General features: G+C 45.9%; 12 protein-coding genes. 1 reads left to right on the forward strand and 11 read right to left on the reverse strand.

The window, feature by feature from the left end:
• Positions 1-39 precede the first annotated feature (39 nt).
• From cas2 to EXW96_RS14370, 11 genes are all read right to left on the reverse strand, one after another.
• Entirely contained in the window at positions 40-330 is a 291-nt protein-coding gene (gene cas2, locus EXW96_RS14320; protein ID WP_054820100.1) for a CRISPR-associated endonuclease Cas2, read from the reverse strand.
• Between the two features lie 80 nt (positions 331-410).
• On the reverse strand, positions 411-1,442 hold the full coding sequence (gene cas1c / locus EXW96_RS14325; RefSeq protein WP_174350818.1) for a type I-C CRISPR-associated endonuclease Cas1c: 1,032 nt from the start codon (positions 1,440-1,442) through the stop codon (positions 411-413).
• Positions 1,439-2,098, reverse strand: a complete 660-nt coding sequence (gene cas4 / locus EXW96_RS14330) for a CRISPR-associated protein Cas4 (protein WP_062407234.1) — start codon at positions 2,096-2,098, stop codon at positions 1,439-1,441. The genes cas1c and cas4 overlap by 4 nt, the downstream gene beginning before the upstream one ends.
• Entirely contained in the window at positions 2,088-2,948 is an 861-nt protein-coding gene (cas7c, locus tag EXW96_RS14335) for a type I-C CRISPR-associated protein Cas7/Csd2 (protein WP_174350819.1), read from the reverse strand. The genes cas4 and cas7c overlap by 11 nt, the downstream gene beginning before the upstream one ends.
• A gap of 15 nt (positions 2,949-2,963) precedes the next feature.
• Positions 2,964-4,856, reverse strand: coding sequence for a type I-C CRISPR-associated protein Cas8c/Csd1 (cas8c, locus tag EXW96_RS14340; protein WP_174350820.1), 1,893 nt, complete (start codon positions 4,854-4,856; stop codon positions 2,964-2,966).
• Positions 4,853-5,572 carry a type I-C CRISPR-associated protein Cas5c gene (cas5c, locus tag EXW96_RS14345; RefSeq protein WP_174350821.1) on the reverse strand — a complete coding sequence of 240 codons (720 nt, stop codon included), beginning with the start codon at positions 5,570-5,572 and terminating at the stop codon, positions 4,853-4,855. Before cas5c ends, cas8c begins: the two co-directional genes overlap by 4 nt.
• A 186-nt stretch (positions 5,573-5,758) precedes the next feature.
• Entirely contained in the window at positions 5,759-8,185 is a 2,427-nt protein-coding gene (cas3, locus tag EXW96_RS14350) for a CRISPR-associated helicase Cas3' (protein ID WP_174350822.1), read from the reverse strand.
• 399 nt (positions 8,186-8,584) lie between these two features.
• Entirely contained in the window at positions 8,585-10,111 is a 1,527-nt protein-coding gene (locus EXW96_RS14355; RefSeq protein WP_074727910.1) for a tripartite tricarboxylate transporter permease, read from the reverse strand.
• A gap of 12 nt (positions 10,112-10,123) precedes the next feature.
• Positions 10,124-10,585 (reverse strand): tripartite tricarboxylate transporter TctB family protein, encoded by a 462-nt coding sequence (locus EXW96_RS14360; protein WP_054820097.1) that lies wholly within the window; start codon positions 10,583-10,585, stop codon positions 10,124-10,126.
• An 83-nt stretch (positions 10,586-10,668) separates the two neighbouring features.
• Positions 10,669-11,721 carry a Bug family tripartite tricarboxylate transporter substrate binding protein gene (locus EXW96_RS14365; protein ID WP_062407224.1) on the reverse strand — a complete coding sequence of 351 codons (1,053 nt, stop codon included), beginning with the start codon at positions 11,719-11,721 and terminating at the stop codon, positions 10,669-10,671.
• A gap of 190 nt (positions 11,722-11,911) precedes the next feature.
• A complete protein-coding gene (locus EXW96_RS14370; RefSeq protein ID WP_074727946.1) occupies positions 11,912-12,784 on the reverse strand; it encodes a LysR family transcriptional regulator in 873 nt (290 codons plus the stop codon).
• A gap of 136 nt (positions 12,785-12,920) precedes the next feature.
• Between EXW96_RS14370 and EXW96_RS14375 the strand changes: the two genes are divergently transcribed.
• Entirely contained in the window at positions 12,921-14,090 is a 1,170-nt protein-coding gene (locus tag EXW96_RS14375; RefSeq protein ID WP_062407222.1) for a 2-methylaconitate cis-trans isomerase PrpF family protein, read from the forward strand.
• Positions 14,091-14,099 lie beyond the last annotated feature (9 nt).

A 14,099-nucleotide genomic window follows, 5' to 3' on the forward strand; every position in this document is an offset into this window, starting at 1 on the left:
CGAATGTCCCCGGAAAACCTTGTGCACTACACATTCGCACTATAAAATTAGAAGGCCTTCCAAATCAAAAGACTCTTTCACACCAATATGTTCTACCTTGCTCTTGTAATTATGGCCCAACTGATAGAATCTGAGGCTGTCTTGTTCTTGATCAATAATATCAAGGAGCTTTAATTTTAAAACAGCAAATTGAGTGGCGTCGACAACGCACTCAAATACTGAATTTTGTACACGCTGGCCGTAATTCTGGCATATTTTCGATACCTGACGCAGTCTTCTTCGCCCTGAACTGCTAACTGTGCTTACATCATACGTAACCAATACCAGCAGCCCGATCACCTACTTTCACAATTTTCAATCCATGCGTCCGCTTGAGATGCGACGGAAACAGGCTTCAAAATATGCCTCATCTACTTCCATAAGAAAGGCGGGTACTCATCTAAATCATTGCGCAAATAACGGGCTAATAGTAGGGCTTGCGCATGCGGTACCAATCCCCAGGAGATTTTCTCACCGAGATAGGGGTGCGTGATCTTCTCATGCTTCTTACTTTGCCATGCGGTTAGAAACTTCTTTCTCGCCTCATCCCTCATCATAACAGCACCGTTCTCTTTTTTCAAAAAATCCTCATTACTAACCATTTTCTTGTTAATTAATGACAACACAAATTTATCGGCATAGACACCCCGCAGCTCCTCCATCACATCCAGCGCCAGGGAAGCGCGTCCCGGCCGGTCTTGATGCAGAAATCCCACATATGCATCCAGCCCGACACCTTCCAGTGCGGATGCCACATCAATCGCTAACAGAGAATAGGCGAATGACAGCATCGCATTCACGTTATCCAACGGTGGCCTGCGGGAACGCGAGTGAAAGTAGAAATCCTCTTTTTGCTGCAATATCATCGAGTCAAATAGTTTATTGTAGCTAACTGCAGCTTGACCTTCCAACCCTCTTAATCGTTCCAAATCTTCACACGCCCTTACATCCAGCATGATAGCGGATAACTGCTGTGAAATCGCTTTGAACCGGGCAACATCGATGCGTAAAGGATAATCTCTGGTCATTCTCTCAATAATCCATTTGTGATTATAAATCTTGCCGACAATAAAATTACGCGCAATCTTCGCCGAAAGGACCTCATCTTCCGATATGGCATATTGTTTCTTTCTCAGGACGACATTGCCCTTGCTTTCCCCAATCACTCTGGCAAGGAATCTACCGTTCATAGTAAAAAATACTAATGAGATATTGCGCTCCGCGCAATATCCCATAAGTGCCGGACTTGCACCTGTGTAACCAAAAGCGATAATGGATTCCAGGTTGTGAAGCGGCAGTCTGCCCAGCTTCTCCTGTTCCTTAAGCAGAATAATGTTATCACCGTCGAGTGACAAATAAACATCGGGCTGCGTAATAAATAGCGTATTAAGCAGCTTTTTCATTCACCGATTCTCCCTTCAACATAACTTTTAACGGTCCGTTTACTCATGAGCTCCGGCAAGCAAATATGTTGAAGGGAACAGCTTCGGCAGAAAGACCCCGTTTTTACTTTAGGCGTATGCCTGCGCTTATAGTAGTCTTGCATTTCAGCAACAACAAGCCTCACTTTGTTTTTAATCGCTGCGGTTAGCGGTACTTCCACCCGATGTTTGATCTCATTATAAAACAAATAGCCTTGATCAATGCCGCACAGCAGCATTTCCTCCAGACAAATGGCTTGTGCAGCCAACTGTAAAATATCCTCATCGTTCAGCTTCGGCTTTCCGCGTTTATATTCGACCGGATAGGCGATGTATTTCCCTTCAGCGCTATTAATTTCAACACCGCTATCGTCCCTTATAAACTCTACTACATCGCAAATACCTGATATTTTAAGGCTCTCCGACTTCACAGGCATCGCGCGAACGACAAGCTTATCACCTCGCTTCTCTCTTACAAACGGCTGATCTGCATTCTGGTGAAGATACTCCCCTTCAATGGTTCTGACGTTCTCTTCCCATTGCTGTTCAATATGAATTAACGCCCACTGCCGTTTGCAAAATTGAAAATGCTGTATGCCGGACAGCATTAAATAATCATCGTCTTCATTATTTCCCATGGATGCTCTCTACTTTTAATCCTTCCAAAGGCTGAACAGTAAACTTGTAATCTGTGAACGACTTGGGTTCTTCGACAAGTTTTTCAATCGTTAGGGACCGATGTACCTTGGCGGAAGAATATTGGCCCAGCTTGGAATTGTGCTCCCACCAATATACCGTGTGGACCTCCATGCTTCCTTCCGGTCTGGCGGATGACGCGTCGTTCTCAAACAAGGTAACGAGCGCTTGCTTCAACTTCTCGGCATCCTGATGCGTAAATCCGGTTTTCTCGGCCAGCTGCGTATTGATGCTGCCATAAAAAACGTAGACACCTGAATCTACGCGATGCTTCATCCCCATCGTATCCGAGCCTCTTGCCGCACCGGGCTCTGAATTGACGCTTTTGGTAATTTGCATGCTGGTGATATCAATAGGGTCAATACTCGTTGCCGTATGAATAGACACTGGACCTCTTACACCGACGGAGACACCAGCTCCCTTATCCGCTTTGAAAGCGAATACTTGGCCAAAGCTTCGGACGTCCAACCATTCCCGGCAAGCAATTCTGGCAAACTCATCACTGGAGCTTGTCTTAGACTTCAGAATTTTCGCCAGCTCGGCATTCGCATCCGCACGCTCTCTTAAGCTGCTATAAGAATCTGATCTGCGATCATTAGATTGGACAAAGATAGATTCGCCCATATCCTGCAGACGATTTCTGATCTTCCGTTTAAGCGCGACATCCGAAATCTCACCATAACCATCATAGTTTTGCCGCGGCCGATTACCATTCAGGGGATCCCCGTTAGGATTAGCCTTGGTTACAGACAATACAACTGCAAAATCAATTTTATGATCTAAAGTAGTCATGTCCATCTCTCCTATTCAATCAGATGCAGCCGCTGCATCATCATTATTTTCTTTCTTCTGATAAAGTTCATGCCGTTGACTATAGAAGCCCAGCAAATATACTTCGGACAATGGTTTATTATTAAATTCGGCAATCGGAATTCGGGAAGCTACCTCGTCAATGATCTTGGATAGATAGGTTCCCTTTGTTCCCAGCCTGGCTTGATACGGCTGCAAGGCATTCTGGATGGTTTTCCAGGTTCTTGCCGGATGCCTGGAGAACGAATTCATATAACGAATGGCATTGGTGGCGCGGGTTTCTTCAGCGCCTAACGCGCGTCTTTCCAAAACATCGGCGACAGCTAACAAGCGGCCGAATAAATAACTGCGGTCATTATTGTCTGTGTCTAATGCCACATTGTATCCCTCCCGTCTGTTGATTAGAGCGCAGGCAATACTCAACGTCTTCTCCCATTCCCATTTTTCCATCGATACGGGGTTTGACGCGCGGTGATAAGCGCTGTTTACAATATCCAACGGAATATCTCGCCCGTCGATAATGCATGGCAGCATCCGCTCCATTACCCCTTTGACCGTCTTGTCGCTCGCACTTGGCCCGTATGCGGCAAGCGCGATATCCTTTGTGGCGGGCGCCCCGTAAAATTGCACATATTCGCCATTGCCATCCTTGCGGTACCGGTGCAGCCACACGCAGGTAGAATGCCATTTCGTAAGCTTGTCCAGATAAAGCTCCTTGTTCAAATTCCGGTAGTACAGCACGGCCATGCGCCCTGTTGTGGCCGAATCCAGAATTAAAATATTCACTTCAGACGAAGACGACAACCGATTTCGATACCCGTCCAACGCCTTGGCAACTTCTACGGCGAACTCTTTATTGGTAAACGATTTTTTCTCTTTAGCGGCAATCGGCGCAGGGGAAATCGAATAAAGATCCTCATTAACTCCCGGAACATCCAAATCGTCGTTACCCCATACAAGAAACACCCGCTGATCAATGGTCTTCCCCTGACGAAGAATGAGCCACTTCAATGCATTATGCGCTTTTTGGGATACGTCATAACTAATGCTTGCCGCTTCTTGGCTTAGATTAAACCGTCCTCGAAACGTAAAACCGCTGGTATCATTGGCCGAAATTAATTTGGCCTTGTCTCCTGCATTTCTAATTTTGTTGGCATGCTTGTCCGTGGCCGGAAGCGTTCTCCCCGAGACGTAACAAAGATCCTCTTTGCCTAACCGACTGCTGTAAAATTGGATGAAAGAATCGTACATCTCCTGATCCTTCCATACTTCCGTTAATATCTTATTAGGCGAATAGACGTTGAACCGAACGAATGCGCTTGCTTGCTCGCCGCTAATAACTGAGAATATAGGCGGCTTTGAGCCATACAGCGCCTCATATTTCTTGTCGTCCCATTTGTCAATAAGGCGGTTATCGGCATCTATAAATAAAATCTTGTGTTCCACTAAATCCTGAATAAGCCGCCCCTTGCTCAAATAATGATAGATGCTCTTCACCTTAGAGGTACCATATGGAGAATTAGCCCAGTCTTCCAGTTGTTTAATGTAGTATGTAAAAGGCTCTTCTTTTTTTATTTCACCGCCATAGGCTGCATAATCTCCCGCCACGTAACTTAATTTATCGTGCAGCGGATAGGGGGCAATCTTGGAGCCTGCGCGGTTCGCGGAGTCTTCGGTGCACGGGATTAATGTACTCGCATCGTTTTTGTCAATCACTGTCGCCGAATGAAACTCCCCGTCCTCGGTTATATTCACTTCGATGTGTGCATTCTGCGTTGTATGGGAGACAGGCAGCAGCGTGTACTCTTGATCGTTATGTTTTTTTTCAATCTTGCCAACAAGGTCCAAATTAGCTTCATAGGTTTCATACAGATTTAATAACCAGCTCATGGATTCCCCCCCTCTTCCAATTGTGCGAACAGCTCATCTGCCGATTCGACATTCGCATGATCGAAATGCTTCGGTTCCATGTCCGTAATCACACGAACCTGCGTGCACTGTTCAGGTCTTATAAATTGGATAATTCCATCCTTTATAACCGGATTCCATAGACGCACTTCCAATTGGTTGCGGCCTGTTTCATCCGGATAATTGATGCCATGGACCATGCTGCCCAGATGAATATCGCCATAATCGTCATAAAACCCGTCCCCCTCGCCAAATTCGCAAGGTTCAACGTAAGCCTGACATTCCCTGGCACCGAGGAAAATGTCTCTTCGGCCGCCAGCCTGGAGAGAGCGCTTCATAATGTTGTGATGCTTGTACTCGTTACGGTCATAAGCCATATCGGGCCGGTTCATGTTGAATTCGAAATGTGCACGCACCTGGTAACGGACATCTCTCAGATACGTATAGTTGGCAAGCGTATTCCCTCCGCTATAATCCATCGGACGAATGCCTTTGGATTCCATACGGATGGGGTTCATGATCCGGACGGCATCGACGATCATTAGGAGCGTCGGTTTCCAGTAAATCGATTCAACAATCCCCTTCAGAGATTGGTAGGTAGGCACTTGGTAGGAAAGTTTCTCCCCGCCAAGCTTAGTCAAAGGATCCGTGAATAACGCATAAGCGCCGTGTACGACAAACTCGATCGAGTTCCTCATCGATTCACCTCCTTCACAGCTTGATATAGTACTTATTTACTATATTTTAATAATATTCCATTTCTTTAATCTTGTAAATTTAACTTTAAGTCATGATATAATAAAAAAACAAAGCGTCTGGATTGAAAAGTATAGTGTGTGATGTGGAAACCTATCCGATCGATCAGATAAGTTTCTTGACCATCTTCAAAACATCCCCAATTCAAATGGGCTGTCATTGTCGAGATCAAGGCCAAATTCCTTATTATAAGCACTTTCCTTCAACGCGAATATTTTCCCGTCGAGCAGGCTTACCAGCCCCCCGTTCTGCGCCAATTGCGCCCGTTCGTAATGAAACAGATGAATCGTATACTGCTGAGCTTTGCGCAATAATCGTGATAAATCCTCAATCGACTCATTGCCATTCAGCCTTGCAATCATGTCTTTGCCTTCATCGTCGTAAGGGACAATAACAGAGGTTGTATGGTTATCAATTACATAAAAGTGTTCTGCTGCCGTTCGATAACTATTGACAATAAATAATGGCAAGCTTTCTTTCTTGTGATGCGTATAGGCTTGGTTATACGAATTGTGTGTCCTGTTAGACGCCAATAACTCGGTCATGTCCTTCTCTAATTTGGGGATAAAATAGTTCAAACTCGAACGGAATTCCGTATAAAATTCCTTAAAATACCTGTCCATAGCCTGAGCAGATAAAACATGGCCGCCATGGTGGTTCCGGTCATGCTTAAGATCGACGAGAATCCTCCTGGACAGTTTTTTCCCAACCTTTATTTCCGGCAAATAATCCAATTTCTCTTCCTCATGATCAATAACATACACTTGCTGGATCTCCCGCTCCCCATGACGGTTGCATCTTCCGGCAGCTTGTGCTATTGAATCGAGACCCGCCAAAGAACGAATCACACAATCAAAGCTTACATCTACCCCTGCTTCAATCAGTTGTGTGCTGATGCATATGACTTTCTCATGCTTCTCAAGATGTTCCCGCACTTGTTCCAATATGTGATTTCGGTGCGCGGCGCACATCGATGTGCTTAAGTAATAAATGGGGACATGACTCCCCGCCATTTGACGGTATAACCTCTTCACAACCGTCTTCGTATTCAAAATAACAAGCACACTTTGAACTTCGTCCATTTTTTCCGCAATAAAATCGGCAAGCTTATTATTGTTAAACGTTTCATCCGTTGCTTTATCAATAATCTCCACCCGTTTGAAAGCCTCGATCACGCGATCCAGGTTTTCAATCATTTCAGCGTCTGCGTTCAATGCCAGCTTATGCTCCACAAAATCCAATGCAGGCTGGGTTGCAGTGCAAAGAATGAGACTGGAATGGCCAAAAGTTTTCAAAAAATTCAGTGCTTGATTAAATAACGATACACATGAAACGGGAACCTTTTGCACCTCGTCAAAAATAATCACCGACTCGCTTAAATTATGAAGCCTCCGGATATTTCTGCTGCCTTTGGCATAGAACACATTCAAAAACTGCACCATCGTTGTAAAAATAATCGGCGAATCCCAGTTATCCTTTGCCAGCTTCAGCTTTTGCCGCGTATTGATCAGGCCGTCCTCGTTCTCGTCGTCCTCATTCCCGTCCTCGATGATGACGTTTGAATGATGCTCTAAAATATGTCCGCCATCCATCAGGATTTTGCGAATTTCTTCGGCATTTTGCTCAATAATCGTTGTATATGGAACTACATATATGATGTGCTTCTTGCCGTGCAGACTGGCATGCTTGAGTGCATATCTTAAACTGGCCAATGTCTTGCCGCCTCCGGTTGGAATCGATAAGGTATAGATCCCCGACGGCTTCCCGGCAAACTGGTCGCACTGTTCCGACATTTTCCTTCTAAGGATATTCATTTGTGTTTTTGCGGCGTCTTGAATTTGGTACGAGTGAATCTTTGCCATCAGTTTCTCATAATAGCCATCGAACAGCTCCTTGCGGTTCTGTTCCGGTTCGTGGGTCTTATTTTCTTCAAATAATCTGGTGTTCGTTCGATCGGCATCAATTAATGCGCTAAAAATAAACTTGGTCAGGAACATCAGCTTGCTTTCATCATTCCCCGCAAAGGGTTTCATCAGATAAGCCTCTAATTCTACTAATGCTTTTGAAACATACTGGTGAAATTCCGCCTCGCTGATCACATGGTCAAAAAAACACTGCACAGACCGATCAAACTCATTTAATTGTTTTTCCTGCACGCGCTTCAAGTAAGGCGACTCCAAATCCTTATTGAGAAAATCGTGAAGATAGGAATGGTGAGACAGAATAGCGTTACCTACAACTTCAGCCAAAATCCACTGAAGCCTGGAAGGGTTCCCCGTATGAAACAGCTGGTATAATAACTTTCCGCCCGCTGTCGAATGGTCTACACTGCCTCTTTTCGGCGGAGAATCCGGATTTCTCGCCGCCTCTAGTATGTACTCTCTAAATTCATGGGTAAATTTGCCCATATCATGAAGCATGCCCGCAAGACCTGCTATATGCTTGACGCCAATCTTCTCCCCGTATGATTCCGCCAAATCTTTTACTCCAAGCAAATGCTCCTCAACGCCTTGAATCTGATTGTCACTTTCACGAATATGAGCGACGTAATTCATTTTATCCCTCCCAGTTCTTTACTTTTGCCTTGTCAAACTAAATATACACCATCTTATGTTCAAAAGTTGTCAGGGAACATATATTCTGATTAGATTCGACTCAGCGCGGGATCAGCCAGCATTATAAAGATACCTTGTCACTCAGTCCAAACCAAGGTCCGCGCAGCACAGTAAATTTATTTTTGGATAAGGAATGAAAAGAATAAGGCCGGCCCATAAGTCATGAAAATGACTGAGGGCTAGCCGATTATTGTTTAAGGCTACACGCAGAAATGGTACCCCTCCCGCAAAATCGCCAAGGCATTACAGTAAAACCTCCATTCCCGCGAAAAGAGAAGAAGGCGGATAACTACTTAGCTTTACTTCATTTCGCCTGTGAAGCAGGAAAATTTTCTCCTCTTATCCTTCCTCGCTTTGTAATACATTTTTGCCTTTCATCTTTAAAACAACCGGGATGATAAGCCATAAGGCCGCAGCCAGCAAAAAGACAGCCGAAACCGGCTTTTGCACGAAAATGATAAAATCTCCATTCGAAATCGTTAGCGCCCGGCGCAAATTATTTTCGATCATCGGTCCCAGAACAAGGCCAAGAACCAGAGGCGCCAGCGGATAATCATTGCGCGTCCAGTAAATCCCCGCAACGCCGCACAACATCAGCAGCATTAAATCGAAAATACTCGCCTGTACCGCATAAACACCGAATATGGAAATGACCACGATCATGGGCAGCAAAAACTTTTTTGGCGTCTGAATAATTTTGGCAAACACTCTAACCATAGGCATATTCAAAATGAGCAGCATCACGTTTCCGATAAACATACTTGCGATCAAACCCCATACCACTTGGGGATGCTCCTTGAACAAAAGCGGACCCGGTTGAATGTTGTACATGATGAGCGCCCCCATCAAGATGGCCGTTGTACCCGATCCAGGGATACCCATGGTCAGCATCGGGATTAACGCTCCTCCCGAGGCCGCATTGTTGGCCGATTCAGGGGAGGCTACGCCCGCAATCGCTCCTTGTCCGAACTTCTCGGGATGTTTACTGAGCTTCTTTTCCATGATGTAAGCAAAAAAAGAAGCAATCGTTGCTCCGGCGCCCGGCAGTACGCCAATGAAAAATCCCAGCAACGAACCGCGGAGAATCGGTGCCGCACTCTCCTTAAGATCCTGTTTAGTCGGTATCACTCGGTTAATTTTGGAGATCGGACCGTCATCCGTATCTTTTTCCAAAATGGTTTTAAACACTTCACCCAAAGCAAATAAACCGACCGCCACCGTCAAAAATTCAAATCCCTGATAAAGAGAAGGGTTATCAAAAGTAAAGCGGGCCACACCGGAAACCGCATCCATTCCTACGGTTGCCAGCAGCAGTCCGAGAATGGTCATAATCAGCGCTTTGGTAACCGATTTGCCGGCAAGCCCGCTCACCGCACACAGCCCTAAAGCCATAAGCGAAAAATATTCAGCGGGTCCGAAGGTCAGCGCTAAATCCGACAGGGGCCCCGCAAGACAGACCAGAAATAAAAGGGAAACGATGCCTGCGACAAAGGAGCCGATCGCCGCTATAGATAAAGCAGAGCCGGCCCGGCCTTGCTTGGCCATTTGATGACCGTCGAGCGTAGTCACTACCGAGGACGCCTCACCGGGGGTATTCAGCAAAATGGACGTCGTAGAACCGCCGTACATTGCGCCGTAATAGACTCCCGCCAACAAAATAATCGAGCTTGTGGCCGCTTCTGCGGGACTTAAACCCGATGTCATGGAAGCCGTAATCGGAATTAATAAGGCCACGCCGCTAATAGGACCAATGCCCGGCAGAACGCCTACCGCGGTTCCGATCAACACACCGAAAAATGCAAACACAAGATTATGCCACTGCAAAGCCGTAATAAAACCGCTGCCTAAAAACTGAAGAACTTCCACGGTTAAACCCCCTTATTCCCATCCGAGCCAAACAGGAAAGCCTGGTAAAGATCCCTGCAAGATTTCAACGAATACATAATAAATGCCGATCGATAAAAGAGCCGATACGGCAATGGAAATCAGCCACTTCCCTTTTTCCAACGTTTGAAAGCCGATCAACAAAAACAAAAACGTTCCGATGACATATCCGAGGTCTTCCAGGAAATAGGCATAAAGTACAGCCGACACAAACAGAATGCCGAACTTTTTATAATCCAGAGATTTTTTTACTTTTGCAGCATCAGGGTAGCGGAACGTTTCATATAACAAACGCAAGCTTAAAAGAACAAGGATCAAGCCCAGTCCAAACGGGAAAATATTGGGCCCCACCTCGCTTCCATAAGCGCTTGTGGAAATATTTTGGCTTAACAGCATGAACGCCGCGCCTGTAACCAAATAAACGATACTGGAACATCTGTCAAATGATTTATTCAAATTCGCCCTCTCCCCGATTCCGGTTCCACTAAAAAGCAGGCGAAGGACAAGGGCTTCTCCTGCTTTTTACGGATGGATCCCGATTAATTCTTCGACATGCCAAGCACGTCTAAAATCTCTTTAATCAGCTTTTCCTGCTCATCCAGGAACGGTTTGAAATCTGCAGCGCTTTTATATTCGCTTTCCACGCCGTCTTCCGCCAGCAGCTTTTTCCATTCTTCTTTTTCACTGAGCTCTTTGAACACTTTATCCCAGTAAGCGATTTCATCTTTGCCCATTTCCTTAGGGCCTAACACGCCTCTCCAAATGGTAAAGTCTGCGTCTAATCCAAGCTCTCTTAAGGTTGGGACATCTTTAAGCAGGTCGGTATGAATTCTTTCCGGAGAAGTGACGGCCAGTACACGCACATGTCCGGATTTCACGTAAGGAAGAATCAGCGACACCGGCTTAGCGGCAGCGGTCGCATGGTTACCGAGCAGCGCCGTGATCGCTTCTCCTCCGCCGTCGTAAGCGACATATTTGATGGCTTTCGGATCGAGACCATATTTATACACCGGGAGCATGGCAAACAAGTGATCCATACCGCCCGGCGAAGAGCCGCCGGCAATAATCACTTTGGCAGGATCCGCTTTGATATCCTCCAACAGCGCTTTCAAATCCTTGTACTTCGAATCGGCAGGAACCGTAATCGCACCATAATCCTTGGTCAATTGAGCTAACGGCGTCGTATCCTTATAGCCGAAGGGACTATTTCCTTCTTTCTTTAAGTTGTTGATGATCACAGGCGGTGAATTGACCAGAAGCTTGTAAGGGTTTTTGGTTTCTTTTGTTGCATACTCAGCCATATAGACCGATCCGCCGCCGCCCGGTTTGTTTTCGACGGTCATCGTCTCGGTGACCAGCTTGGTCTCGGAAAGCCCTTTGACAATCAGTCTCGCTGTTTTGTCCAAACCGCCTCCCGCACCGTTAGGAGCCACGAAAGTGATAGGCTTCACCGGATAATTTGATTTGGCCGCCGTTTTGGTTGCGGTTTCATTTGCATTCGCAGTACCTGCTTCTTTGGCCGTTCCGCATCCCGTTAAGCTGATTAACAATACGGCAGACAGAGCCCCTAACTTCCAATTTGATTTTCTCATCATCTGTACCTCCAAGCTATTCATTTTTAGCCCAACGGAGGAAAGTGCGAAAAGATCCCCTGTATCTCATCGCCTCTTCCTGTTTGTCGGCTCTCTTCTGACTGCATCAGATAGTAAGCTTAGTGTAATTCAGATTTTGAGATAAATTAAATACCGTTTTTCTATTATTATTAATAGATTTCTTTTATGTCTATTTCAATTGGCCGAATTCCATGTTCCTTACAAAATCAACAAACACTTTGATCAGCTGAAGATCCAACGACTCCTTCTTATAAATCATCCACGATTTTCGGTTGATAGGTTCCCCATATTTAGAGGTCAGCTTGATTTTGTGCAGATCCTCCTGCTCTCCCAGCACAATCGTAGGCAGAATAGCATAGCCCAGTCCATTCAGAACCATTTCTTTTCCCGTCTCCATTTTATCCACTTCCATAGCAATGCTCGGAGGCTGGGAAAAGCGTTCCTTCCACCAATGATCTACGGTATTTCTTAAGGACTGGTCTGTTTTGTAGTTGATTCGGGGAAGATTGGGAAGATCGCTCAGCTCGATTTTCTTTTTGGAAACGACGCAAATGCTTTCCTCCAGCAATAAATGCTTTTCATCGGGCCAATCATAATCCCCACGAATCATGCCGATATGAACGTTTTGCTTATATACGGAATGAACGAGCTCAGAGCTCCAGTCCGTCACCACCCTTACTTCCACGTCGGGGTACTGCTCCAGAAACTGTTTCAAAATCGATGGAAGCCTGTAGGATGCAATGCTGCTGGAAGCCCCCAAACGCAGAATGCCGGTTACCTTGCTGTCCAGATTCCATAAATATTCTTTGGTTTTGCGCAGCTCAAGAAGCATTTCACGGGCATACTTCACCAGATACTCGCCTTGTGCGGTAAATTGAATGCCTCTTCTTCCCCGATTGACGATCTTGATTCCGAACTCCTTCTCAAGCTGCTGTAATCGATAGGTCAAAGCAGGCTGTGAAATATACAGCTGCTCCGCCGTCTTTGTGATGTTTTGCTCCCGATGCAGCGTTTCCAGGATCAGCCAGTCTTTATCTTCCATCATTACAAACCTCCGTTAGAAATCAACTTTTTCTATTATAATATATAGAATTTTAATATTATATTTATTTCTTCTCGTAAGTTACATTTAAAAATACAAAAACTAACTTTCTCCAATAAATCAAGGAGTGACGCGCATGTTCGATTTCGGAAAATTAGTAAAAGTACCGACAACTATCATGCGGGGAGGAACCAGCAAAGGGCTTATATTGCGCAAGGTTGACCTTCCTTCCGATCCGCAATTGCGGGATCACATGATACTCCGGTTGTTCGGCAGCCCGGACAGCAATCAAATCGACGGCCTGGGAGGCGGCACCAGCTTGACCAGCAAGCTGGCATTGGTAGGCCCGCCTTCAAGATCAGGCGCCCATATCGATTATACCTTCGGTCAAGTCAGTCTGGAGAAAAACGTCATCGATTATAAGGTAACCTGCGGTAATCTGATCACCGCCGTAGGACTTTATGCGGCAGAAGAAGGCTATGTGGCATTAACGGAGCCCGTTACCGAGGTCCGCATTTATAACACCAACATCAATAAGATCATCGTAGCTGAAATTCCGGTTGAGAATGGACAAATAAAGTATGAAGGGGATTTTTCCATTGCAGGCGTACCGGGAGTCGCTTCGAAAATCATGCTGAATTTTCTTGATTCCGGGGGAACGTTCACGGGAAAGACTTTGCCAACCGGTTCTCCGGTCGATACAGTTTGGCTTCAGGATGGACGACGATTTGAAATCAGTTTCGTCGACTGCTCCAATCCGGTGGTATTCGTCAGAGCGCACGATGTAGGGGCAAAAGGGACTGAACTTCACCAAGAAATCAACGGCAACAAGGAATTGTTGGATACATTGGAGCAAATTCGGGTACAGGCAGGAATCAAGACAGGTTTAATTCGACCGGATGAAATCGTCCATCCATCGACACATGCCTTGCCCAAGATAGCCATGGTCGCTGCCCCGGCAGATTATATCACTTCATCGAACCAAATGGTTCCGGCTGGAGATACGGATATTCTTTCCCGGTATCTTGCCATGGGTACGCTTCATAAAGCCCATGCGGTAAGCGGCGCCATGGCTTTGGCAGCGGCTTGTCAAATCCCGGGGAGTATTCCTAATCAATTAACGACTTCCAGCGGCTCCGGAGTACGGGTAGGTCATCCCTCCGGAATCCTGTATGTAGAAGCCAAGGTTGAACAACATAAATCCTCCTGGAGCGTAGAACGGGCGGCATGCGGAAGAACCGCGAGAAGATTAATGGACGGATATGCCTATATCCCTTATTCCGTGCTGGCAGCGCATGATAGATGAGTCCACGAG

It is taken from the genome of Paenibacillus sp. JMULE4, assembly GCF_013337105.1.
Taxonomy (GTDB): Bacteria; Bacillota; Bacilli; order Paenibacillales; family NBRC-103111; genus Paenibacillus_G; species Paenibacillus_G naphthalenovorans.

What these genes read in the sequence shown, in the direction of transcription:
- EXW96_RS14370 (WP_074727946.1), bottom strand. Translation starts at nt 12,784, where the DNA reads ATGGAAGATAAAGACTGGCTGATCCTGGAAACGCTGCATCGGGAGCAA.
- cas3 (WP_174350822.1), bottom strand. Translation starts at nt 8,185, where the DNA reads ATGAATTACGTCGCTCATATTCGTGAAAGTGACAATCAGATTCAAGGC.
- EXW96_RS14365 (WP_062407224.1), bottom strand. Translation starts at nt 11,721, where the DNA reads ATGAGAAAATCAAATTGGAAGTTAGGGGCTCTGTCTGCCGTATTGTTA.
- cas8c (WP_174350820.1), bottom strand. Translation starts at nt 4,856, where the DNA reads ATGAGCTGGTTATTAAATCTGTATGAAACCTATGAAGCTAATTTGGAC.
- cas7c (WP_174350819.1), bottom strand. Translation starts at nt 2,948, where the DNA reads ATGACTACTTTAGATCATAAAATTGATTTTGCAGTTGTATTGTCTGTA.
- cas5c (WP_174350821.1), bottom strand. Translation starts at nt 5,572, where the DNA reads ATGAGGAACTCGATCGAGTTTGTCGTACACGGCGCTTATGCGTTATTC.
- EXW96_RS14375 (WP_062407222.1), top strand. Translation starts at nt 12,921, where the DNA reads ATGTTCGATTTCGGAAAATTAGTAAAAGTACCGACAACTATCATGCGG.
- cas4 (WP_062407234.1), bottom strand. Translation starts at nt 2,098, where the DNA reads ATGGGAAATAATGAAGACGATGATTATTTAATGCTGTCCGGCATACAG.
- cas1c (WP_174350818.1), bottom strand. Translation starts at nt 1,442, where the DNA reads ATGAAAAAGCTGCTTAATACGCTATTTATTACGCAGCCCGATGTTTAT.